General features: G+C 57.5%; 19 protein-coding genes. 6 read left to right on the forward strand and 13 right to left on the reverse strand.

The window, feature by feature from the left end; translation table 11 throughout:
* Window positions 1–49 precede the first annotated feature (49 nt).
* The 3 genes from P0119_00335 to P0119_00345 all read left to right on the forward strand — a co-directional run bounded on the left by P0119_00335 (window position 50) and on the right by P0119_00345 (window position 2,795).
* The gene (locus tag P0119_00335; GenBank protein ID MDF0664498.1) at window positions 50–565 is read left to right on the forward strand and encodes a transposase; all 516 of its coding nucleotides are present in this window, start codon (window positions 50–52) and stop codon (window positions 563–565) included.
* 12 nt (window positions 566–577) lie between these two features.
* Complete coding sequence (locus tag P0119_00340) at window positions 578–1,207, forward strand: transposase (protein MDF0664499.1); 630 nt, start codon at window positions 578–580, stop codon at window positions 1,205–1,207.
* Window positions 1,208–1,577: 370 nt separating this feature from the next.
* Window positions 1,578–2,795 carry an FAD-dependent oxidoreductase gene (locus P0119_00345; protein MDF0664500.1) on the forward strand — a complete coding sequence of 406 codons (1,218 nt, stop codon included), beginning with the start codon at window positions 1,578–1,580 and terminating at the stop codon, window positions 2,793–2,795.
* Window positions 2,796–2,803: 8 nt separating this feature from the next.
* Here P0119_00345 and P0119_00350 read toward each other — a convergent pair whose 3' ends face one another.
* A complete protein-coding gene (locus P0119_00350; GenBank protein ID MDF0664501.1) occupies window positions 2,804–2,971 on the reverse strand; it encodes a hypothetical protein in 168 nt (55 codons plus the stop codon).
* Complete coding sequence (locus P0119_00355; protein MDF0664502.1) at window positions 2,971–3,723, reverse strand: alpha/beta fold hydrolase; 753 nt, start codon at window positions 3,721–3,723, stop codon at window positions 2,971–2,973. The genes P0119_00350 and P0119_00355 overlap by 1 nt, the downstream gene beginning before the upstream one ends.
* Window positions 3,724–3,767: 44 nt before the next feature.
* Between P0119_00355 and P0119_00360 the strand changes: the two genes are divergently transcribed.
* Entirely contained in the window at window positions 3,768–4,199 is a 432-nt protein-coding gene (locus tag P0119_00360) for a DUF6516 family protein (GenBank protein ID MDF0664503.1), read from the forward strand.
* Window positions 4,180–4,527, forward strand: coding sequence for a hypothetical protein (locus P0119_00365; protein ID MDF0664504.1), 348 nt, complete (start codon window positions 4,180–4,182; stop codon window positions 4,525–4,527). The genes P0119_00360 and P0119_00365 overlap by 20 nt, the downstream gene beginning before the upstream one ends.
* A 24-nt stretch (window positions 4,528–4,551) precedes the next feature.
* Here P0119_00365 and P0119_00370 read toward each other — a convergent pair whose 3' ends face one another.
* From P0119_00370 to P0119_00420, 11 genes are all read right to left on the reverse strand, one after another.
* On the reverse strand, window positions 4,552–4,719 hold the full coding sequence (locus P0119_00370) for a hypothetical protein (protein ID MDF0664505.1): 168 nt from the start codon (window positions 4,717–4,719) through the stop codon (window positions 4,552–4,554).
* Window positions 4,720–4,825: 106 nt separating this feature from the next.
* Entirely contained in the window at window positions 4,826–5,542 is a 717-nt protein-coding gene (locus P0119_00375) for a hypothetical protein (GenBank protein ID MDF0664506.1), read from the reverse strand.
* 11 nt (window positions 5,543–5,553) lie between these two features.
* The gene (locus P0119_00380; protein ID MDF0664507.1) at window positions 5,554–8,883 is read right to left on the reverse strand and encodes a hypothetical protein; all 3,330 of its coding nucleotides are present in this window, start codon (window positions 8,881–8,883) and stop codon (window positions 5,554–5,556) included.
* 138 nt (window positions 8,884–9,021) lie between these two features.
* Window positions 9,022–10,497 (reverse strand): YdiU family protein, encoded by a 1,476-nt coding sequence (locus P0119_00385; protein MDF0664508.1) that lies wholly within the window; start codon window positions 10,495–10,497, stop codon window positions 9,022–9,024.
* 142 nt (window positions 10,498–10,639) lie between these two features.
* A complete protein-coding gene (locus P0119_00390) occupies window positions 10,640–10,984 on the reverse strand; it encodes a DUF2294 domain-containing protein (protein MDF0664509.1) in 345 nt (114 codons plus the stop codon).
* 51 nt (window positions 10,985–11,035) lie between these two features.
* Window positions 11,036–11,350: a HigA family addiction module antitoxin gene (locus P0119_00395; protein MDF0664510.1), complete on the reverse strand. Its 315-nt coding sequence runs from the start codon at window positions 11,348–11,350 to the stop codon at window positions 11,036–11,038.
* Between the two features lie 101 nt (window positions 11,351–11,451).
* Window positions 11,452–13,503, reverse strand: coding sequence for a BREX system Lon protease-like protein BrxL (gene brxL / locus P0119_00400; GenBank protein MDF0664511.1), 2,052 nt, complete (start codon window positions 13,501–13,503; stop codon window positions 11,452–11,454).
* A complete protein-coding gene (pglZ, locus tag P0119_00405) occupies window positions 13,500–15,839 on the reverse strand; it encodes a BREX-1 system phosphatase PglZ type B (GenBank protein MDF0664512.1) in 2,340 nt (779 codons plus the stop codon). The genes brxL and pglZ overlap by 4 nt, the downstream gene beginning before the upstream one ends.
* Window positions 15,836–16,891, reverse strand: a complete 1,056-nt coding sequence (locus P0119_00410) for a nucleotidyl transferase AbiEii/AbiGii toxin family protein (protein ID MDF0664513.1) — start codon at window positions 16,889–16,891, stop codon at window positions 15,836–15,838. Before P0119_00410 ends, pglZ begins: the two co-directional genes overlap by 4 nt.
* Window positions 16,891–17,508, reverse strand: coding sequence for a DUF6088 family protein (locus P0119_00415; protein MDF0664514.1), 618 nt, complete (start codon window positions 17,506–17,508; stop codon window positions 16,891–16,893). Before P0119_00415 ends, P0119_00410 begins: the two co-directional genes overlap by 1 nt.
* Window positions 17,509–17,597: 89 nt before the next feature.
* Complete coding sequence (locus tag P0119_00420; GenBank protein MDF0664515.1) at window positions 17,598–20,168, reverse strand: N-6 DNA methylase; 2,571 nt, start codon at window positions 20,166–20,168, stop codon at window positions 17,598–17,600.
* Window positions 20,169–20,669: 501 nt separating this feature from the next.
* Here P0119_00420 and P0119_00425 point away from each other — a divergent pair.
* Complete coding sequence (locus P0119_00425) at window positions 20,670–20,927, forward strand: hypothetical protein (GenBank protein ID MDF0664516.1); 258 nt, start codon at window positions 20,670–20,672, stop codon at window positions 20,925–20,927.

Raw genomic sequence — 20,927 nt, forward strand, 5'->3', positions numbered from 1 at the left:
GTGAGTATGATGGTGCATGGAATCGCCATGGTGCGAAGGAGGACGTCAAATGGGAAGCCAAACTATTGTTCCCCGGGACTACGATGTGTTTGCTGGATTGGATGTGGATAAGCGGAGTATCTCGGTGACCTTTACGGATCACCAAGGCGTGAGTCGATCGATGCAGATTCCGTACAGTGTCGAGCATCTGTTGGCCTACGTGGGCAAGCACTTTGCGGGCCAAAAAGTCGCCTACGCGTATGAGGTGGGCCCCACGGGCTACGGCTTGTATGATCGGTTGGTGGCCGCTGGCGCTCCCTGCGTGGTGGCCGCTCCGTCGATGATCCCCAAAGCGCCTGGGCAGCGAGTGAAGACCAATCGGCTGGACAGTCGGGGGCTGGCGGAGACGCTGCGGGGAGGACAATTGAAGAGCATTCATGTGCCCGCGCCGCCCTATCGCGAATTGCGGCATCTCCCCCAACTGCGCGACACGTTTGTCCGCGAGCTGGTCGGCATGAAGCTGCGCATCAAAGCCCTGTTGCTCCTGGAAGGGCTTGCGTTTCCCCCGGCCCCAGCGGGCAGCTAGTGGTCGTGCCTGGTGAAGCAGCAACTCCGCCAGCTGGCCTGCTCGGGGGCGGTGCGTTTTAAGCTGGATCAGTTGCTCGACAGTGTAGCGTTTCATGAACAGCAGGTCGTGAAGACGACCAAGGAGATCCGCCGCTACTGTCAGTGTGATCCCGAGCTGTCCCGGTGCCTCGCGTTGCTGCGGACGATTCCGGGGATTGGATGGATCGTGGCCAGTCAGCTGGTGGCCAGGATCGGGGATTGGCGGGAACTGCGCCACGTCCGCCAACTGGGTGGGTTTCTGGGCGTGGTGCCCACCGAGCGCTCCACCGGATCGCATACCGATCGAGGCTCGATCACCCGCACAGGAGATAGTCGGTTGAGAAGTAAACTCATCCAGGCCGCGTGGTCGGCCATCCGCCAGGACGGCGAGCTGCGGGATTTTTACCGCTCGGTGTGTCGGACTCATCCGCGTCATCTGGCTGCGCGGGTCGCCATTGTGGCGGTAGCGCGGAAGCTCACGACGCGCATCGCCGCGGTCTTGATGCAGCAGCGGCCGTATGTGGTCAGAGCAAGCGTGCAGGCGGGTCCTGTGGCCCAAGAGGAGACATCGCCCCAGGGAACGACTCGACGACTGGCAGAACCGGGAGGCTCGCACTCCTGAGGTTCGATGCTTGAGACAGAGATCCCGGGGCCTTGTGCCCGAGAGAGGGGCGCATTCCAAGTCAGTGTGACGGCCGTGTGCCGTGCCACGCATAGCAGCCAGTCTCTCTTTGGGCCGGAAGGACACGCAGATGATAACCGAAAGAGGACTCCTCTATCGGCCACTTGACATCCACATAGCAGCTTGTCGAAGGGCATGTGATTTCCGTTCGTGGTTCGACAAGCTCACCATGAACGTATTTCTGGGATGCATCACTAGGGTCTGGAATCTGTTCGATCCCTAGCTCCTCCGAGCGCCGTACATCCGATTTAAGGATGGTTCAGTTTATAATCCCTCACTACCCCCTTTCTGCACATCTAACGGTGGCCTGATGCCCGAAACCATCTCAGTCCAATGCTGCATTGCCGGCGGAGGGCCTGCCGGAATGATGCTGGGCCTCCTGTTGGCTCGGGCCGGCGTCTCGGTGCTCGTCGTCGAAAAGCACGAAGATTTTCTGCGTGATTTTCGCGGCGACACCTTGCATCCCTCGACGTTGGAAATCATGCATGAGCTGGGGCTGCTCGAACGATTCCTTCGGTTGCCCCATCAGAAAGTGTCGCGGATCAACGCGCGGTTCGGAGATCCGGAGTTCACGGTGGCGGATTTTTCTCATCTGCCGACCCAATGCCGCTACGTCGCCTTCATGCCGCAGTGGGACTTTCTCAACTTCCTCGTGGACGAGGGAAGCCGTTATCCAACCTTTCAGATACGCATGAGCGCGGATGTGACGGATGTGATCGAGACCGGAGGTTCACTCGTAGGGCTTCGCGCTGAAACGCCGAAGGGATCGTTGGAAATTCGCGCCGCACTCGTCGTTGGGGCGGATGGCCGGGACTCGATTGTCCGCAAGAAAGCAGGACTATCTGTAGAAGAATTCGGCGCTCCGATGGATGTGCTCTGGTTCCGATTGTCGCGCAAGACCGAGGACCCGGTCGATCCGATGGGCCGCTTCGACGCTGGTCGGATCTTTATCATGCTGAACCGGGGTGACTACTGGCAGTGCGGCTTCGTCATTGCCAAGGGAACACTGGGCGAGATTCGAGCGAGTGGCCTACCGCTATTCCGCGACAGTGTAGCGAGGCTGACCCCGTTTGTCGCAGGCCGCGTCCGCGAACTGCAAGACTGGGAAGGGATCAAATTGCTGACCGTTCAAGTCGATCGGTTGCGGCAGTGGTATGGGCCTGGACTGCTCTGTATCGGAGACGCGGCCCACGCCATGTCGCCGGTCGGGGGAGTGGGAATCAACCTGGCGATTCAAGACGCGGTGGCGGCGGCCAATCTGCTGGCCCAACCGTTGCGTGAAGGGCAAATGACCGAAGCGGATTTGGCCAAGGTGCAAGCCCGCCGTATGTGGCCTACCCAGTTGACGCAACGGGCCCAACTCATCGTCCAGAACCGTGTCATCAGGCCTGTACTGGATAGTAAAGGTCCGCTGCCGGCTCCTTGGGCCCTCCGGCTCCTTGCGCGGTTCCCCTTTCTACGACGTATCCCCGCCAGAATGATCGGGCTTGGAGTCCGACCTGAGCATGTACGAACATCGGTCGGCTAAAACCGCGCTCAGATCCCCAACTCTTCCGATAGCCGCACTTCCGATTCGTCGAGGATCTCTTCTAGGCAAGTGAAGCAAGGGAAGGGAAAGCGATCGATGGGAATGGCGCAGACCTCCCCCACCGGCGATTCTTCCAGCGCCGGCCCGCCGCATTCCTTGTGAACCAAGACAAGCATCAGGTCTCCCTCAGCACTAGTCGGCGAACCAGCTCAATGTGTTCGGGACTACTGAGTCGATGGTCGCCAGGAATCAGGTGAAGTTCAAGCGGAAAATTCGGATCACGACGAAGCAGTTCATCGGCAAATCGACGGCTACCATCCGGTGAGATGACAGTGTCATGAAGGCCGTGAAGAATCGTCGTCTTCACTGGACGCAGATTGTCGAATGTCTTCGCCCAATAGGCTTCGCTCTCCTCCACCCACTTCCAGGAGAGCGGCCAATCCTTATGCAACGGGTCATCATCCCATGGCATCCATCCGGCGGTATGCCAGTCGTGGAGCCGTTCCTTGGAGATGGTCTTGGTTCGTTCGCCCATCATGTTGAACGCCGGCGCGATCAAGATCAGTTCTTCCACGAGGGGGAACTCCTGCGCGACCAGCCAGGCGATCCAACTACCGAGCGAATTACCGACTATAGTAATAGGCATGCGGGGTCTAAAGGATTCCAGGACTGCGTGTGCATCGGCGACCCAAGCGGAAAGCGTATAGTCCGTGAACTGTCCTTCCGAATCGCCGAACCCGCGCACGTCGTAACAACAGAATCCCCAACCCTTCTCCTGACACCACTGTGCCAACGCTTTGCTCTTGTTGCCCCAACGGTTGGACAGAAAACCGGTGATGAACAGAAGTTGCCGGGCTGTTCCCTCGGCGCGATCACCCTTGATGCGGTTGCCGTCGACACCGATAAGCTCGAAGTGCTGCATATTCATGCTTCGAATACATTCCTTGGTAATTGCCGATCATGACATAGCACATGGTATGCCAGTGCCGGCAACGCAACAAGAGGCCGGCCGGCATTTCGACTCAAAGTCGGTCGGCCGTCCGCTCCGCGCTCGTCTTTCGTGGGTTGTTGGAGCCATTGACAACGCCTCCGGGTGTTGGTATCGTCTCCAACGTGAAGGCCGTCGTGCTCATCCGCACGAGAATCGTTTATTCCACTACCGCGTTCGCTGAGTTGGTACTTTGGCATCTTCCCAAACCGCTGGCGGGATGTACTCATCGCTTCAAATATCGGCTCGCCTACGTGGTAGATGGCACCTGCGTGCTTCGGTACGAGAACGGCAAGGGTGATCATCGTCACTACCGCGGGAAGGAACACCCCTATGCCTTCTCAGATCCAGAGACTCTGATTGCGGCATTTCAGACCGATATTGCGAGGTGGAACCATGAAAACCGTGATACTTGATGTTCGCTCTCCATCCGATGCAATGGCCGAATTCCCACGTGCGTGGAAATCCCGTAAAGCACGACGCTCTGCGCGCATCAGTTTTGCCACTCCCGAGTTGCTGTGGCAGGTACTGACGGCCAAGCGATGGGAGCTGCTCAAGGCACTATGTGGAGCCGGACCCGTTTCTATTCGCGAGGCAGCCCGTCGAGTGCGCCGCGATGTGAAAGCCGTGCATGGTGATATCACGGCCCTCCTCTCGGCCGGGCTGCTCATCCGGACACCAGGTGCTGGCGTTGAGTTCCCATTTGAAGCCGTCAGGGTTGAGTTTCTACTGCAGGCTGCGTGACGGCTAGGCGGAATTAGGCGCGACCTAGATCCCTAGCTCTTCGGATAACCGCACTTCGGATTCGTCGAGGATTTCTTCCAGACAGGTAAAACAGGGAAAGGGAAAGCGGTTGATGGGGATGGCGCAGACTTCGCCTATCAACGACTCCTCAAGGGCAGGGCCGCCGCATTCTTTGTGAATCAAGACCAACATCAGACTTCCCTCAGCAGGAATCGGCGAACCAGCTCAAAGTGTTCTGGGCTACTGAGTCGATGGTCGCCAGGAATGAGCGCTGTGGTGAGCGCAATGGACTGCATGGTTACCCTTTGAGTGCTTTCATGATGAATGTGCTCAGTCGCCGTAGTACCGACTCAGGGATCTCATGCCTGCCGCGGAAGCTGTGCCACTCCACGGCAAGACCAGATTGAATCAGCGCGTCGCGGAGACGCTCCGCTCCGATGTATGGGAGGATGTCATCCTGGATACCGTGACTTTGGAACACCGGCAGTCCGTTGCGTTTCTGCATGAGAGAGCCCCAGACCGCTTGAGCCAGGAGGTTTCCGGAGAGCTGCACCAATCCTGCAAACGGATAGTCGGTATGGAGCACTGCGTCGCAGGTGAGCATCGCGCCCTGTGAAAACCCGCCGATGATTGTCTTCTTGTAATCAATCGAGAGCTGCCGAGGTAACTCTTTGAGAAAAACGAGCAACCGCTCACGTGCCAAGGCCAGGCCCTGCGGAATCTCCACCGACAGATCACGAATGCGACCGGCGACGCGATCTTCCTGGATCCTCGCGAAGTCGATGATCCACCAGGCGCGTGAATCGCCGTACCCCATATTGAGCGAGAGCGGGGCTTCGGGAAAGAGCCAGCGGGTGTTTGCGGGAACATCAATCACCTCAGCAAGGGGCACCAGATCGTCTCCGGGCGCGCCAAAGCCATGGAGGAGCATGACGACCGGCCCGGTACCGCCTCCATGACCGTCTGACCCGCCGACGAGTCGGACCTTCAATCCACCCAATAAGGTTTCTCGCATGTGAGTTCTCACTAACTCAGATAGAGATACTGAAGGAACGCCACGAGGCCATAGAATGAAGATTCGACCACGGGTTGCTGCCATAAGGGCACAAAGGCGCCCTGGCCCACCGCCTCGATGTCTTCAATGACCTGACGGGTCAGCTTCACATCGCCATCGCTTGCCGCGCCGCGATCCAGCCCCTTCAGAACAGCGTGGTTGAGCCTCCTCAGAATGGCATGGCGCGCTTGCTCCGCTGCGCGGTACAGGAGCAGTGCCGCAGCCATCGCCAGCAGGACGTTGACCACCCATCCCACCATCATCGTCAGGGGAAAATGCCAGTCGTCGAAATAACTATTGCGCGCCACCATCACGACGAGCAGGACGATGAAGGGATACCGCACGAGCCGATTGACGACGTCGGTCCGCTGCGAAATCAGGTCGATCTTCATCAACTCCTGGGCTTTGACCATATTCTCCGGCCGCTGCCATTCGAGATGGTCCGTCAGGGCCGCGGGCCAGCCCTCCGTCACCTGATCCAGCGCGCCGATCCACCGCCGGCAGAGGAGGACGGCATCGAAGACGAACAGGTTGAGTCCCGCCAGGCAGACGAAACTGGCCAGCGCCAGCACCACATCTAGATGACAACTAAACAGCCCCCGGCAGGGGCCGGAAAAGTCTTCGGTCCCCATGACCTTCCAGAGCAGCATGAAGAGCATGGCATAGACCGTCATGAGGATCAGCAGCCGCATGAGGCGGTTCAGCCCTGACCCGGCCTCACGGTAGAGCTGCCAGAGAGGGCCGGCCTGCATGTCGCTCTGCAGGCCGCGCGGGGACAGGCCCCATTGCACCGTCGTCAGGTATCGTCGCCATCGTTCTGGTTGTGCCTTGTTCGCCTCAAGCGCAAACCCATATCGTTCCGTCATGTGCTCCAGATTCGACCGGAGATTCCACCAGCCTTTGACCAGCAGAACCAGCGCCAGCAACGTGCCTAGGCCACGCAGTATTTCTGTCGGCCACAGACTGACCCCTTCGAACCAGTAAAACGGCTCGCCCTGGTCGTGATCTCGCAGCAGCAGATCAAGCAGAACCTTGTCGACGACAAAGGCCAGTGCGAAGGCGCCTAGGGCGCCGAGTGCCAGCTCTCTTGTGTGCCGCGTCACCCACTGATGAGAGTCAGGTCTGGTCCAGCAGATGACGAAACCGATCAAGTAGGCCAGACCAGCGGTCCCATAGAGGGCTCCGGAGGGAGGACGTCGGCCGTTCGTCTGGGGATCGTGATTGGAGAGATCCACCCTGGGTGGATGGAGGGTGTACCCTTGTTCAATCGTGCCCACTGAGAGATCGATCGCGCCATGACGGCCGACTTCGAAGAGCCGGGGCGGTTCCTCCGCGCTGAACCACACGCGATCCGCCGTCAGATTCGCCTTGTAGCCGCAGGGTGACAAGGGTGTGTCGGCCACCGGCCGGCTCGCGGCCTCGGGAGGACAGGTGCGTAGCGGCCACACATGTCCCACCGCTTGAAGGATCGCGAAATAAGCGGAGGTTTGGTAGCTACTGCGAAAGGGCGGCACGTCACCCTGCAATAGGCCGTACAGTTCCAGCCCGTAGTGGGATGCCAGCACGAGATTCCTCGTCCAGTGGTAGTCCTCCGCATAGACCAGCCTGCTGTCGAGATCGGTCGTAAAGAATACGGCGTCAGGAAACCGCTCGCGCATGGCTTGTAGCACCAGCAACGCGTCGTAGGCGTCGCTGCCGAGGATGCCGATGGCCGCAACCGGCTTGAGCCCTGCTTCCTTGTCTCCTCCTTCACCCTCGGCCTTTAAATACTTCCTGAGATTGGCCTCTTCGGTCATATCCCGCTCGATGCGAGCGGCCAGACGTTGCGCATAGTCGAACTGGCTCGTCCCGACCGGCCGTTCAAGTATCTCATTCCCGAACAACGTGCCCTTGACTTGCTTCGTTGCACTCACCCTCGCCCCCTCGCCCTTGTCCCCGCCGGGAAGCTCTCCATCGAGTCCGCGAAGATAGCTGTAGCGCCGGATGTTGAGCTCGAGCTCGCGCGTCCCTGACGGGTTCCTGACCTGAAGATCGACCGCTTGATCATAGGTCGCACAATCAGCTTGAATCCTTGCCAGGCGATCCGCCTCGATCGCCCGGTTGTCCTCGTCGGACCGATGGGCAATGCGACTGCAGACCGCCGCGGTGAATTCGACCGGCAGCACTCGACCGTAGAACGAATCCCATTCCCCAATCAGGACGATGGCATCACGCTCAAACTTGACCCGCCGTCGTTCAAGCTCCTGTATCATGGCCTCAAACAGATGATCGTCGGATCCGATGCTGTGTTTGAGCTCGATCCCGACCCGCAGCAGGATCCAGCAGAGCTCCGCCCGGCTTGCCCGGCTCGCGTCGGGCGAGGCGCATTCGGTGGATTCCGGCGGCTTGGGCCTGACGGTGATCCCTTGCGTCAGAAGCTTAGGCATGGCCGTGGCCCAGGGTGAATAGAGTTCAATGCGGCCGCCGTAGTTGGCCCAAATCACGTGTGCTTCCCGCCCTTGGACCGAGGCTGCGGCTTCTTCCAGGAGATTGCGGAAGGCCGAGGAGCTGCGCGGGCCGACGATTTTGAACCGCACATGCTGCTCCCGCTGGAGATCCAGCAGCACCGTCCCGTCCTCAGACCTGCGGCAGACATGGCGTCCAATGGAGCTTTCGGTACAGAGAATGGACTCTGTGAGCCGCCGAAGCGCGGCGATAGGGCGATCCCCAGCGATCTCGCTGCTGATCCACAGAACGAGGACCGCCTGGGCCCAAGTTGGTTCAAGCGAACAGGTGCGCAGCCCCTCTTCGTACCACTCGTACGGCAAGACCCGGCTTGCACCACTCTGGTCCCGCCAGACGATATACGACAGCTGATCTTCCTGCCGCGGTGCATAACAGGCCACGCCGAGGGCCGAGCCGATGGCGTAGCGATCACGGATGCGGCTTTCCCGGCTTTCTCCCGATGAGCCACCATCGGTCGCCACCAGCAGAACGGTGATGGGGCGTCCTTCAACCAGAGCGATCCTGTCATCCAGTTCTTGCCGGAGAACTCTGACCCGCTCCACATCGTCTTTCACCTCCCCGCCCGCCGCCGTCAGGATGCCCTCGCCTATTGCCACGCGCCGCACGGCTTCCAGGGGGTCCTCCCACAGTCGAGCCTGCACCAAGCCTTCCGCCGGATGGGGCGCAGGCTGGCCCCCCAACGAGGGTGGCCTGGTGCTCTTCAGCGGCTGTTGGACGAGCAGCACTCCGGCAATCGCCAACCCCAGAGTAATCGTTCCCGCGACGGCTAGTTTGGAATCGCCTTGCTTCTTTGCCATGTCTTCGGACCGTACAGGGGGAGAGGAGCCCCTATCCGTGACGGGGCGCCGACACTCTACAACAGACAGATCACAGAGGAAAGACGGAGATCGGGATCGCGGTGCCGTGACATCGCGCAGCGTAGGCTTACGCTCATCTTACGATGAACAACTTACAGCCAGATGCTTGCCCCAGTTCGGTGGAGGCAGGGCATAGGCTTCCATGCCCTGTTGATCGTTGAAAGGATCTTGGAGCAAAGTGAAGAGCCTGTCGATTTCGGAGAAATCCTTGTTCTGGGCCTTCTCAATCGCCGCCTGAGCAAGGTAGTTACGCAGCACATACTTGGGGTTCACACGATTCATACGGTCACGCCGCCCATCGTCGCAGCTGCTCTCATTCCGCAGTCGATCCCGATAACGTCCAGCCCATTCGTCGAAACGGTCGCGGTTCAGGAACTGTTCACGCAATGTTTCGTTGGTTGCGCCGTCGTCCGTGGAGAACTCACTCAACGCCCTCAACACAATCGGATAATCCGCATGACTGCCTTGGAGGAGACCCAGAAAGTCGCGAATGAGTTCGTCGTCCTCTGTTCGCTCGTCCACCAAGCCGAATTTTGCCCGCATCCGTTTCAAATACTCCTGCTCGAATAGAGGGTGATAGGTCTCGAGGCCTGCCTTCAAAGCCTCTTTTTCAGCCAGCGGCAACAAGGCTTGCGCCAAGCAGCTCAGATTCCAGAGCCCGATATGGGGCTGCTGGTTGAAGGCATAGCGGCCGTTGTGGTCCGAGTGATTGCAGATGAAGCCTGCGTCGTAGTCGTCCATGAATCCGTATGGACCATAGTCCAGCGTCAGACCCAAGATCGACATATTGTCGGTATTCATCACCCCGTGCGCCCAGCCGACAGCCTGCCATTGGGCGATCACCCTCGCGGTACGCTCGACGACTTCACCAAAGAAACGCACGTATCTGTCGTCGGCATCGCGGAGATGGGGAAAATGCTGGTCGATCACATAGTCGGCCAGCGTTTTTAGATGATCATGTTGCTTCCGATAATAGAACACTTCGAACGTGCCGAAGCGGACATGGGTGGGCGCCATGCGGACCAGCATCGCGCCGGTTTCGAGCTGTTCCCGGTACACCTTGTCGTCGCTGCCGACGAGGCAAAGCGCCCGCGTGGTCGGAATACCGAGGCCGCTCATCGCGGCACAGCAGAGATACTCACGGATCGTGGAGCGCAGTACCGCCCGGCCGTCACCATCGCGCGAAAACGGCGTCATGCCCGCGCCTTTGAGATGCAGATCCCACCGTTCCCCTTGTTCATTCTTCACCTCGCCGAGGAGAATCGCCCGTCCATCGCCGAGTTGAGGCACATAGACGCCGAACTGATGGCCGGAGTAGAGCATGGCAAGCGGCTCCATCCCCGGCGCCAAGGCACTCCCGCCGAAAAGCGCCGTGAACTCAGGTCGCGTAAGTTGCGTCGGATCAAGATCGATCAGTTCCGCTGCGGCTTGATTGGCATGAACCAGATAGGGAGGGGCGCTGAACGGAGTCGGATTCAACCGTGCGTAAAAGGCGTCGGGAAGACGGGCATAGGTGTTGTCGAAGGAGAGCGTTTCCAACGTGCGACGGATCATGTATGTATGGTATCAGAGGATGCTGGAAAAGCTCATCCAGCAAGGCCGCAGCAAGCGAAAGGCCGAGGGCGTACGCGGTTGGTACGTTGAGGCCTTGAGCGATGCGAGAACGACGCTGGTGAGGTTTTGCAGCATCCTCATCTTAGCGGCTGCCGTTCTGGACATCCCGATCCATCGTAAAGACAAAGACTCGTTCTCCGAGCTGCACATCGATATCGGTGAAGAGACCTAAGATTTTGGCTCCGGTGATCTCGCTGACTTGTTCGCAAAGCTTATCACGACCCAGCGCGATCAACGTCTGTCGTAGACGCTTCACCATTTCAACACCCTCGGCAGTTTTCGCCAGCTGCCGCTCGGCCGGTGTGAGTACTCCCTTCAAGCGGACCACGACCAAGTCTCGCACCACAAATGCCCGGACCTCATCTGGGCCTCGCCCCAAGAATTCCTGCTCGAATTTGATGATGGTATTGCGGACTGCGTTTTCCATGAGTCCTTCCCGCACAATTATAGGATCGCGTGAGGGGGCGAACAAGTGCACCTAGGAGGCAGACGTTGTGACCAAGATGGCCCGCCGTACTCGTGGTGCGCCGGCCTGCCGGGCTTGCCACAGGTCATAGGCTGCCTGCTTGGCCACCCACACATCGGCACGGCCTCCGTGTTTCATGCCAAGCCATCCTTCTAATCGCAGGGCCATTTCCGGAGAGATCGCGGCGCGGCCATTCAAGACGCGCGATAATGCGGCCCGGGTCACACCCAGTTGCGCCGCGGCTTGTGTCATGTTCAAGCCCAAAGCAGGCAGAATATCTTCCCTCAACGTTTCACCCGGGTGCGGCGGATTATGCATTCGGCTCATGTCCTCTCATAAATGAACTGGCTTGCGAAATCTTCAGTGTTACTGAACCGCGTTCCCTCAAAGACTTATGTCGTATCACGCTTAAGAGCATCGGCAAAAGCCTAATCTAGGAGTGCCTTAATCAGTGCATCTTTCCCCTCAGTGAAATACTGAATGTTAATTTTGGTCACCATGTCATCGGACAGATCATTCATCTGTTTTCTGGCCGAAACTGGGATCAGCAGAGTTGTCGCTCCCTTTTCCACCGCAAGCTCGGCGATGTTCACCGCGTTGTATACCGGATCGATGGAGCCTCCCAGGTTCAGCCCTCCCACGACTACTAGGCCGCCTTTGAGGCTCTTCTGTAACAGCGCCGAACACAGAGCTAACAATACGCCTACTCCAACGGAAGCCCCGGTTTTCGAAGAATCAAATGCACGCAACTGGGCAGAAAATTCATGCTCCCTAGGATCTCGATCTCCTACGAGTTCTTTGGCCCGTGCGTAGAGATTCTGCTCGGCACAACGGACGCTTTCTTTGAACGGAGGGGGAGCCGGCTGATTCAATATCTTCACCCCGCTGCCCGGTCCTTCAGTCACATCAATGCGATAAAGGCCTGCATTGTCCTCCTGCGCGCCGGGAGAAATCACCCATACTTGTCCTGGTGGGAGTGGATCACTGCCGATGCTATCTTCGCTATAGAGCTCTGGTGTCGCGACAAATTTCTCCACCCCTTCTTCGCCCAAGGCATAGCTGAATTGGGTATTTCGAAACTCAGCTGAACCGATCCGCTTTTGCTGCTCTTTCACCCGACGGCGGCATTCGAGCGCCAACCGCAAGGCCCATTCGAGAAGTTCGTCTGAGACAGGAGTGTCCGGATTTGGCGACAGGAGTTTGACGAGTCCGCTCACACTCTTTTGAACGGCGGTTACATCCCGTCCACTGAGCGCGCCCCCCAAATGAACACGCCCCTGCAGCACATTTTGCCTGCTTTGGCGTCGCAACTGATTCCAACACTCGGACAAAAAATCACTGACTAATCCAAAATGATCGGTTAAGACATCTCGGTTGATTTTGGGGATGTCCCACCCTGGAAGATAGGAATGGAGTCGATCCATAAACGCGGTGTCATCACGCATCTCCTGCGGCAAAGGACCCAAAAGATGCCCGATCCGCTGCTGATGTTGCACATCGACGTCGAAATTGCCGACCATCACGATCCCGCCATCAGCCCGGATACTTTCCTTGCCCCTGCTGAACTCGGCCGACTCCATGTAACCTTTCATGATGTTGACGCCGTCTTTCTGATCAAACGACACACCAGAAATCTCATCGAAACAGACGACGTCATACTGGCAGACTAAGCCTCGTTGGCCGCTGGCATTGTTCACGAACATCCTGGCGACCGTCGCCTTACCCCCTGAGATAAGATGCGCATAGGGAGAAATCTGCTGGAACAGATGGCTCTTGCCGGTTCCTCGCGGACCAAGTTCCACCATATTGTAATTTCGCTCCACAAATGGAACCATGCGCAAGATGCACATGTCCTGCGCTCGCGCGGACAGTTTCTGTGGTTCTAAGCCGACACTTCTGATAAAAAACTGCTTCCATTCCTCGAGTGAGAACAACTCTCTGCCACGGTACAAAGTGGGCAGCACATCGCGCTTCGAAATCTGGATCTCCCGCAAAGATTCCACTCCAAAGGGACGGCCATTTCGCTCCTGCGCGATAGTGGGATCGTAGGTCAGCTCGACCTCGGCATAAAACCCGCCGGTGAGCATACGTTCGTTCGCATGAACCAATTCCGGGCTAATCCGCACATCCCTGAGCTGCAAACTGGGCAACGTGGCTAAAAAGGAATCTGTTGCAGCATCCAGTCGGGCCGTAATGAGATCAATGAGTTTGACGTGCCCCTTGTCTTTGGCCCGGGCCTTAAAAAGTTCGTGCTCGCCGGCTCGCACAGTCTTCTCTCCAAGCTGGCGCTCCACAATCTGTAGCCCCTCGCGGATTTCGTCCTCATCGACCGACGCGCAGTAGCGACCGAGCAGGAATTCCGCAACATAGGTGGGCACGGGATACTGCCCCTTGAACTTCCGGACGAGATCCTTGCGGACGACGTAGCCTTCAAAGGCCTTGGCTGCAATCTTGTCGAGCGCGTCAAGTTCCAGTGTCATGGATTCTCTCCTAAGGTCGTAGGCGACGAATGGATGACCTCATGAGATGCATTGAGAAGAACGATGGTAGCTTGTTTCCCAATATCGGCATCGTTCTCCAAGAAGACGACCACAGCCCTATCACTGCCGATGGTTTTCGGTTGTCTTCCAGTCAAGAACGAGGTGCTCGGATCACTCTGGCGCACTCGTACATCGACACTCAATCCCTCTGAAGAACCATCGACGGTAATCCGGCATCGCGCTCCTGTCCAACGCGCATCAGCAAGTCTGGTTTCTTTTCTGGTCTGTTGTCCAGCTCGTACCGTCATGTGGAGGACAACCATTTCCTGTAATGAGACGCCTCCATGCGAATACTCCATCCCAGCCTTAAAACACCCCGCGCCGGGCGGGACTACGACACGAACGGCATCATTCCACTGCCAGGCGAACTCCGGCAAGTTGGTGGCCACACCTGACTTGATGGCAGCACAGCGCCCCCACCGATGTTCTGCCAGATAGGCTTTCAGCTCCACCTTGGGCAAGCCACCGGGAAGCAGCAACCACCCGTGGTCCGTCACCACCTGAATTTCCGTCCAGCCGGCTTCGATCAATGAACGAATACGAATGGCCAGATCCCGAACTTCTCCTGCCACCGCACGAGCCAGTTTCCAACCTTCGTTATGCCCTCGTTTGTCGAGCGTCCCGGCTTCCGTCCATGCTGAGCCGGTCGGGTCGCCAGTGTCCGCACCGCCCAATACTTGCCATCCCTGTGCCGCGAGCGCCTGAACGAATCGATCTTGCGTGATGCGCTGCCCATTTTCCAAGGTCGGGGCGAACTCATCACTGATGTCACCATTTCGCAGCGTACTGACCAAGGGAGAGCACATGGGCTTCGCGGTTGCCGTGACGCTAGGAATCGGTGTCCAATCCCAATCGAGTGTCGCATCCAACCCTTCTTCACCGAGACGCTGTTGCAGCAACGTCGCGACATCAAACCGAAGCCCATCGGCAAACAGGACGACACGGCCCACAACCGGTATGTTCACAGCGTGACGTCGTGCGGGAGCTTTCCGAGTCGCTGCCAACAAATGTTGGAGATGTCGGGCTGTCGCCTCGAGCCAAGGCAAATACATGGCGCGCAATGCTCCGAGCACTGGCCCATGCTGATCGATGGCTTCGCAGGCTGCCATCACAGCAAGTGCTGCCGCATCGACTTCCCACGCTTGCTTCACATAAACCTCGGCAAACGCCTCGGCCGTCGGGCCGCCCGGTGGCTTCTGGCATAGTGCGGCCACCTTAGCTAGCGGTTCCAAGGCGACTGCTAATGGGCTTAATCCTAAAGCTCGCCACGGGTACTGCCGACGAACGCCGTGATGCCTCTCCAACTGCAGAATGTCATGAGCGGCTCTATCCAATGGCAGATTCGCCACAGCAGTGAGCGCTGCAGTAAGCTCACGCTCCTGCTGGTCATTGATCGAAGGCCATACTTCACCGGTGTCATACATCGAAGGGACCTTGGGTCCGGCACGTCGCAGCCATTCGACCACGCCCCGATAGTTGGAAGGCGCTTCGACGAACCGTTGCCACACCGCTGCCCAATGATTGTCTCGATTGGCAAGCAGCTCAACAGCTCGCATGGGGCCATCCTTTTCAGGGTCGAAACGATAATCGGCTTTGCATTGCTGGCAGAACGCATGCCACTCCGGACTACTGGTTCGCTTTCTGAATCCATCCGAATCATGGAGCCAACGCAAGATCAGTCCTACCGGGTCCGGCGCCATGAGTTCATTGAAGAAGTCAGCATCGAGCATTTTGCCCCGCAGATCGTCAATTCGCTCGTCCAAAAGTTTGGGCAGGGCGCGCAGTAGCGCATCCTGAGTCGCCTGATCACGAGGGACGTTCAGGCCCAGACCGCCATGATCGGAGACCAGAAAGGCGAACGGCGTCCACTCCTTGCCGTTTGGATGCAGCCAGAGCGCCCCGCGAAATTGCATCTCGGCCAAAGGGGCAAGATCCGAAGAAAGCGATTCAAGATCTCTAAGTTGGTCGTACTTCAAGTGAGGAAGATAAACAATTGGCGTCGTGCCAGTGGCCGGCGCTTCAGGGACGGTCCGCGCCTCGACGCAGCGCAGCCATAGAGCCGGCCCGCGACGTTCTGTCGGCGCGTAGGTTCCAAGAATGAACAGTTCCGACATGGACTTGGCTAGTTCAGGAATGATTGTCTCCCATAGCCGGTCTGGGTCTAGCCACAGCACCGCGCATGGGGCAACTTGATCTCCAGGCGCATAGGCCCGCGACACCCTGCGCAGGGTTTCGGCGAGGACTTCTGCGACCGTCAGATTGTCAGGAGCGCTCATATGGCCTGCTCCGCCGGGGCTACATGGTGATCGTTGATCCGGCGCTCGAGCGCGCTCAAACCATTCAAAATTTCTTCCCATGGAGGATACACACCAAAGATCATTGCCCGCATCTCGGCGTAGTCTTTCCGGAGCGCGGGCAAGCGGTCCTCTCGCGGAACAAGGTGAAAAGTCCCGGGTCGGGCTGTGTTGTAGCTCGCCCATGCCGAGGCAAAGAACAATCCCTTATGCCTGACGACACGGTCAAGAAGATCCAACCGAATCAACGCCTGCCGACCGATGTCATCTTGTGACAATCGGTAGAGGTCGTAATAATGCCTCGACACACGTTCTATCGGCGCCTTTTCTGCGGGGCGATGATAGTCGGCATGAAGGAGGGTCGCCTTTTCCCAAAAGGTCCTCACGGCCTCCATGGTGTTCACCGAGCAGGAGACAGCGATGCGAAATGCCTCGGGAAAGGCCTCGGCGGCATAGGATCGAATGACACGTTGCTCAGCCGGCCAATTGTCTGAACGCGCACCCAACTCCAGCCGGATCGCAGGGCGAATGTAGGATTCACTCTCTCCGGACAAGCCACTAGAAGGATAGGTAAAGATTACCGTCTGTGGATCGGCAGGATCGAGGGCAAGGTTCCATCCGGACGGACCGATCACGCGAGCAAAATCCTGCCGAAGTTCTGGGAGCAATTTGTTCTTGATGGTACTCTGGCATGCGGACACGAGCGCATCAAGACGACGAGTCGATTCCTTCTTGCTGATCCCTGGTTCTTCTGGATCCCGGTCATCGGCAAATCCAAGATCTCGTCGGCTCAACGAGAGGTCCACATCTTCTGAAAACCGTTCGATGAGTTGATACGCCTTAGACAACGAGGTGCCTCCCTTGAAAATGAGCTGAGGTTGAAAGCGCATGACCTCAAAAACTCGTCGCAACGTCCAACAGACCCAGAAATCCTTTTCGATGATGACCGGTGACCGCGCCGGTTGCAACTGAGCGGTAGCCTGTTGAAATAAATCAGCGCGATCCTGTGGCGATGCCTGAGCCACGCCGTCCATTACCTGGCCTCTTTCACAATGATCTGATGCAGGACCGGCTTCATCCAGGCCGGGGCATGAGCGAGCGCCCGCGCAAGGTCAGCCCTGTCCCGTTTGTGGAGCACTGAGCGGAGCCGGGCGATCTTCTCAGGAGTCACTCCCGCCTTCCCGACATACCGCAGCGCCTGAAGAACCAGTGCGCTCACACGACCTGCCACATCCATGGTCTTGGGTCCCCGATTCAGGAGGCGAACCGAGTAAGGCCCCAGTGTCAGCGTCTTGGTTCGTCCGTTCGTGTAGTACGTAATTCTTGCGGGGACCTGAGTGGTGAGGCCGAGCAGGTTGGCGGCATAGGCGCCGGAGGGAACCAGCCGCAATCCATTCTTTTTGGCCCAGGCTTGGGCGAGTTCATCAGGCGATGGCACCGCCGACCGCTTGAGCAACGCGCTGGTGCGAGGCCAGGCGTACAGGCCTCGTCGAACCCGCAGAATACGACCCTCCCGGACCAACCGCGAGAGAGCTTGATCTACGGCAGCTCGAGACCCTAATTCTGTGAGGTCCTTGACGGAGACGACCGCACCGGCCGACGATTCAAGTCTTGCTAGGAGCTTACGGGCAATGGGGTGAGAGACTTTCATGGCGATTTAATGTCAGAAAAAGCGATCGTTTTTTCTGACAATAGAGCGTCCGCTCCCGAATTGCAATATCTGCCTACCGAACACCCCCCTCATTTCTTGTGCAAGGAAGCGTTGGAATCGATCGAACGCCGAGCTTTTCTCTTTGCTTCGAGAGTCAGATGATGATCGTTTATGCGCTCCCCTTTGAAGATCTTGAACCAGGGAGCGCTGGTCACATCAGTTCCTCGATCTTTGTTCCACTTGATGTTCGGCTTGGCGCGTAAGATGCCAGCGCCTCTCTTTCCGACATCTCTCGCGCTCATGAAGGGACGGATGTTCAGTCGTATCCCGTCGTTCAGATCAGGGGCCCAGCCAATCGGTTGCTTCTCAATTGGCTTCCAGCGAACAAAGATGTCGTAGGGCGGTTCGCCTTTGAGGATATTCTCTAGCTCCTGCTGAAGTTCTTTTGCTGCCTGAAGCCGGGCATCACTGCCGGCCTCGCCGGCAGTGACTGCTGTCTTCTGACGACTGATCCAGTCACCGAGATACGAATAGGTCAGCTTCTCCAGATTTGATTTGCTGAGCTGATGATAGTTCACCAGTGCGCTGAATCCATCTTTGCGGCCATCCCAGATGTGCCAGATGAACGGGCGATGGTGAAAGAGTGCACAGTGTTGCTCGAAGAACCCATTCCGAAGCCAGTCTTCGAGTGACTTGCCGGCATGATCGACTTGTGCCAGGAGTTCAGCTTGCTTGGCCGCAGTCCATTCCGAGCAGTAGGCTGCAGCCAAAAGAGCACGTAGACGCTCCGCGGCTGGTTCCTCACCTTTGATGGCGGAGATACAGACAATCCCGTCGGAATCTGCGAACTTCTCCAAGCCTTCCTCGCCCAATGCTGGACAATCAGGGAAGCTGGAGCCAGTTTGGCGAGGCCATCGATAGCCGAGAAGCCTCGCGACAGCAACCTGGAGGGGATAGTCTGAGCCGTTAGGATGGCCGCTGAAGAGCCACTGAGTCGGGTTGCTGGAGAACGGTTTTGGCAATCCTTTCGGATGATCCACACTCGCCACGCCCAGCCAACGGTGAAGGTCAAAAGGAACCTTCAGAAGTGTCGCTGGTGTAACACCTAACTTCTTGTCGAGTTTACGAACGAGAGCTGTGAAATCACTCGATGTACAAAATGCCCACAAGGCTAGTAAATGCCTGTCACTGGTTGGGACCAACACTGCTGTGTTCTGGTCGTAAAGCTCTCCAGTGTATAACGAGGCTGGGAGCTCGGCCATTCTACTTACCGCAATTCCCAATTTGCCGTATGCTGGATTCCCTAAACCTGGTCTGAGCATCCCGCGTCCACCTGTGGACCAGTCAATTACTCTATCTCTTCCGCCATAAGTAATGGTCGACAAAACGGCCGACTGCATCCACCTCCAGCGATTCGTGATGGCAGGCAGCTCCGAGAAGAACCGCAACCATAATTCTTGATCTCCATTGACCACCCCCCGCGGAGACAGCGCGTACCTCCCCAAAAGGGTTGCACATTCGATCGCTTCCGATGTTATGCGGATGTCAGGACTAGAAAGGTACGCTGTCTGGCTAACCCTTACTGGCTGTTGAGAGATGATACTTGCTAGCTTCTCCCTTGGGTCCTGGTTTTCTGAGACATCAATACAACATGCTTGCTCTTTTCCGTTGGGTCGGAGGTTGTTAAAGCACAACAGAGCAACGTTGACTACTTCGCCACCAATTGTTTCGAAAGCACCAGATCCTAACCACACTGCGAACATCAGACGCTGCCTTTTCAGGCATTCTTCACGCAGCACTTTGTAGCTGCCCAAGAAAAGCCAGTTTTGCGGTGTCACAAGTGCAGAAGACCCGTCAAAAGTGGTGAAGTCGAGGCAGCGCTCTACAAAGCAAGTAGCTAGATCTGCTTTAGCCTTGGGATGATGGCTTGCACAATAGTTCTTGAGCTTGTCTTCTTGCTTTTTCTGTCCAAGGTAAGGCACGTTAGTTGCGACTAAAGTAAATTGGTCGGATAGAATTTCTGCTGCATGAGCCAAACCCTGTGCAGTCACAGCCAATTCGTGCCCTGTTTCATCCCTGCGTTCATTCTCCCGTTCCAACGCCTTTTGAAGCAGCGGTTGCAGTTCTTCGAATTCTGCGCTGAGTAGATCGCCGCCAAACTTTCGAGGATCGATCAGGCTCCCCAACGTGGGTCCGTCCTTAAATACCTGATAGAGCCGTTCCATTCCTTCGCGCAGGCGTTGATTGCCATTGGCGAGCTTGGTCCAAGTCTCCAATTTCGTACGCGGCGCAAGGCCGGAACAGGCGAGGTTCAGCGGCAGAAGTTTTTGAAAGCCGGCGAGCTTCCAGGCCGCAAGCGCGAGATTAAATGCCGCAATCTGAGTGCAGCGGGCGTCCAATTCGAGGCCATAAAGGTTGTCTCGGAGTACAGCAACCACCGCCTCTTCAACGGTTAATCCTTCTTCAGCCATTCGCATGGCCACGAGGATCGGCAATTCCGCCACGAGGAAATGTCCGCTGCCCATGCAGGGGTCGAGAACACGAATCTCCTGTGCCGTCTCAGGCCAGCCGTCAAACGTGCCGGCAGCGGGATGCCAATCGCCATTCTCACTTTTGATGAACCGCAGGTAAGTCCACTCGACACCTGGGATCCCAGCCACCTTTCTCGCTTCTTCCTCAGTCTCAACCTTGAACTTGGTCGGATCTGCTTGTGCCAGCTTTCCCGCCCACCAGGCCCCAAGCGTGTTGTGCAATAGAGAGAGGACCATATAGTCCTCAGTGAAGAGCTGAGTAACCGGTGCCAGTTCGTCGGCTCCAATCTTTGTGCCCGACTCGTTCACTTCCTCTTTTCGTTTGGCTTGCCAGAATTGGTAGACCCAGCCGAGCGAGTCGTCTGCAAGGAAAACTTCCGTCGGCAAACTCATCACGAACTGAATGAGCTGCTTACGGTCTTCAATAGGCAGGTCGATGCGGCCGGCTGGATCATCCGCCCGGAATATCTCTGGTAGTTCCTTCGCTGCAAACTTGGCCGCGACCGCCCAGCCATCTGGCAAATCAAGATTGGGCGCGAGTTCCTCACAGTCGTGAAGGGACACAGCGACGCCATGTTCGGGTGAGAGCAGCAGATTATTCTCGATTAAGAATCTGGCGAAGAGCAGACGATGCCACTGATCGTAGGCAACTTTTTCCTTGAGGTGTGTGATGTCATACGCGCCCTTCTTGGCACCGATTTCCTCGTCACCCAGTTGTCTCGCCTGTGCGCGAAGGGCTCGCCGAAGGAGGCGTTGCTCTTCATTCAGGTGCTTGTAGGGTTCCGGTTCGTGAACCGCCAAAGCTTCAAGCGCTTTACGTGCACCGACCTCGGCAGCTTCTCTCGCCTGCAAGACAGTCTTGCCGAGTTGCTTGCGAAGTTCCGATGA

It is taken from the genome of Nitrospira sp. (genome assembly GCA_029194665.1).
Classification (GTDB): domain Bacteria; phylum Nitrospirota; class Nitrospiria; order Nitrospirales; family Nitrospiraceae; genus Nitrospira_D.

Bases quoted from the DNA above. Each gene is read 5' to 3' on its own strand.
- P0119_00335 (MDF0664498.1), top strand. From the start codon at position 50: ATGGGAAGCCAAACTATTGTTCCCCGGGACTACGATGTGTTTGCTGGA.
- P0119_00345 (MDF0664500.1), top strand. From the start codon at position 1,578: ATGCCCGAAACCATCTCAGTCCAATGCTGCATTGCCGGCGGAGGGCCT.
- P0119_00350 (MDF0664501.1), bottom strand. From the start codon at position 2,971: ATGCTTGTCTTGGTTCACAAGGAATGCGGCGGGCCGGCGCTGGAAGAA.
- P0119_00355 (MDF0664502.1), bottom strand. From the start codon at position 3,723: ATGAATATGCAGCACTTCGAGCTTATCGGTGTCGACGGCAACCGCATC.
- P0119_00360 (MDF0664503.1), top strand. From the start codon at position 3,768: ATGGTATGCCAGTGCCGGCAACGCAACAAGAGGCCGGCCGGCATTTCG.
- P0119_00365 (MDF0664504.1), top strand. From the start codon at position 4,180: ATGAAAACCGTGATACTTGATGTTCGCTCTCCATCCGATGCAATGGCC.
- P0119_00370 (MDF0664505.1), bottom strand. From the start codon at position 4,719: ATGTTGGTCTTGATTCACAAAGAATGCGGCGGCCCTGCCCTTGAGGAG.
- P0119_00375 (MDF0664506.1), bottom strand. From the start codon at position 5,542: ATGCGAGAAACCTTATTGGGTGGATTGAAGGTCCGACTCGTCGGCGGG.
- P0119_00380 (MDF0664507.1), bottom strand. From the start codon at position 8,883: ATGGCAAAGAAGCAAGGCGATTCCAAACTAGCCGTCGCGGGAACGATT.
- P0119_00385 (MDF0664508.1), bottom strand. From the start codon at position 10,497: ATGATCCGTCGCACGTTGGAAACGCTCTCCTTCGACAACACCTATGCC.
- P0119_00390 (MDF0664509.1), bottom strand. From the start codon at position 10,984: ATGGAAAACGCAGTCCGCAATACCATCATCAAATTCGAGCAGGAATTC.
- P0119_00395 (MDF0664510.1), bottom strand. From the start codon at position 11,350: ATGAGCCGAATGCATAATCCGCCGCACCCGGGTGAAACGTTGAGGGAA.
- brxL (MDF0664511.1), bottom strand. From the start codon at position 13,503: ATGACACTGGAACTTGACGCGCTCGACAAGATTGCAGCCAAGGCCTTT.
- pglZ (MDF0664512.1), bottom strand. From the start codon at position 15,839: ATGAGCGCTCCTGACAATCTGACGGTCGCAGAAGTCCTCGCCGAAACC.
- P0119_00410 (MDF0664513.1), bottom strand. From the start codon at position 16,891: ATGGACGGCGTGGCTCAGGCATCGCCACAGGATCGCGCTGATTTATTT.
- P0119_00415 (MDF0664514.1), bottom strand. From the start codon at position 17,508: ATGAAAGTCTCTCACCCCATTGCCCGTAAGCTCCTAGCAAGACTTGAA.
- P0119_00425 (MDF0664516.1), top strand. From the start codon at position 20,670: ATGCCACTGATCGTAGGCAACTTTTTCCTTGAGGTGTGTGATGTCATA.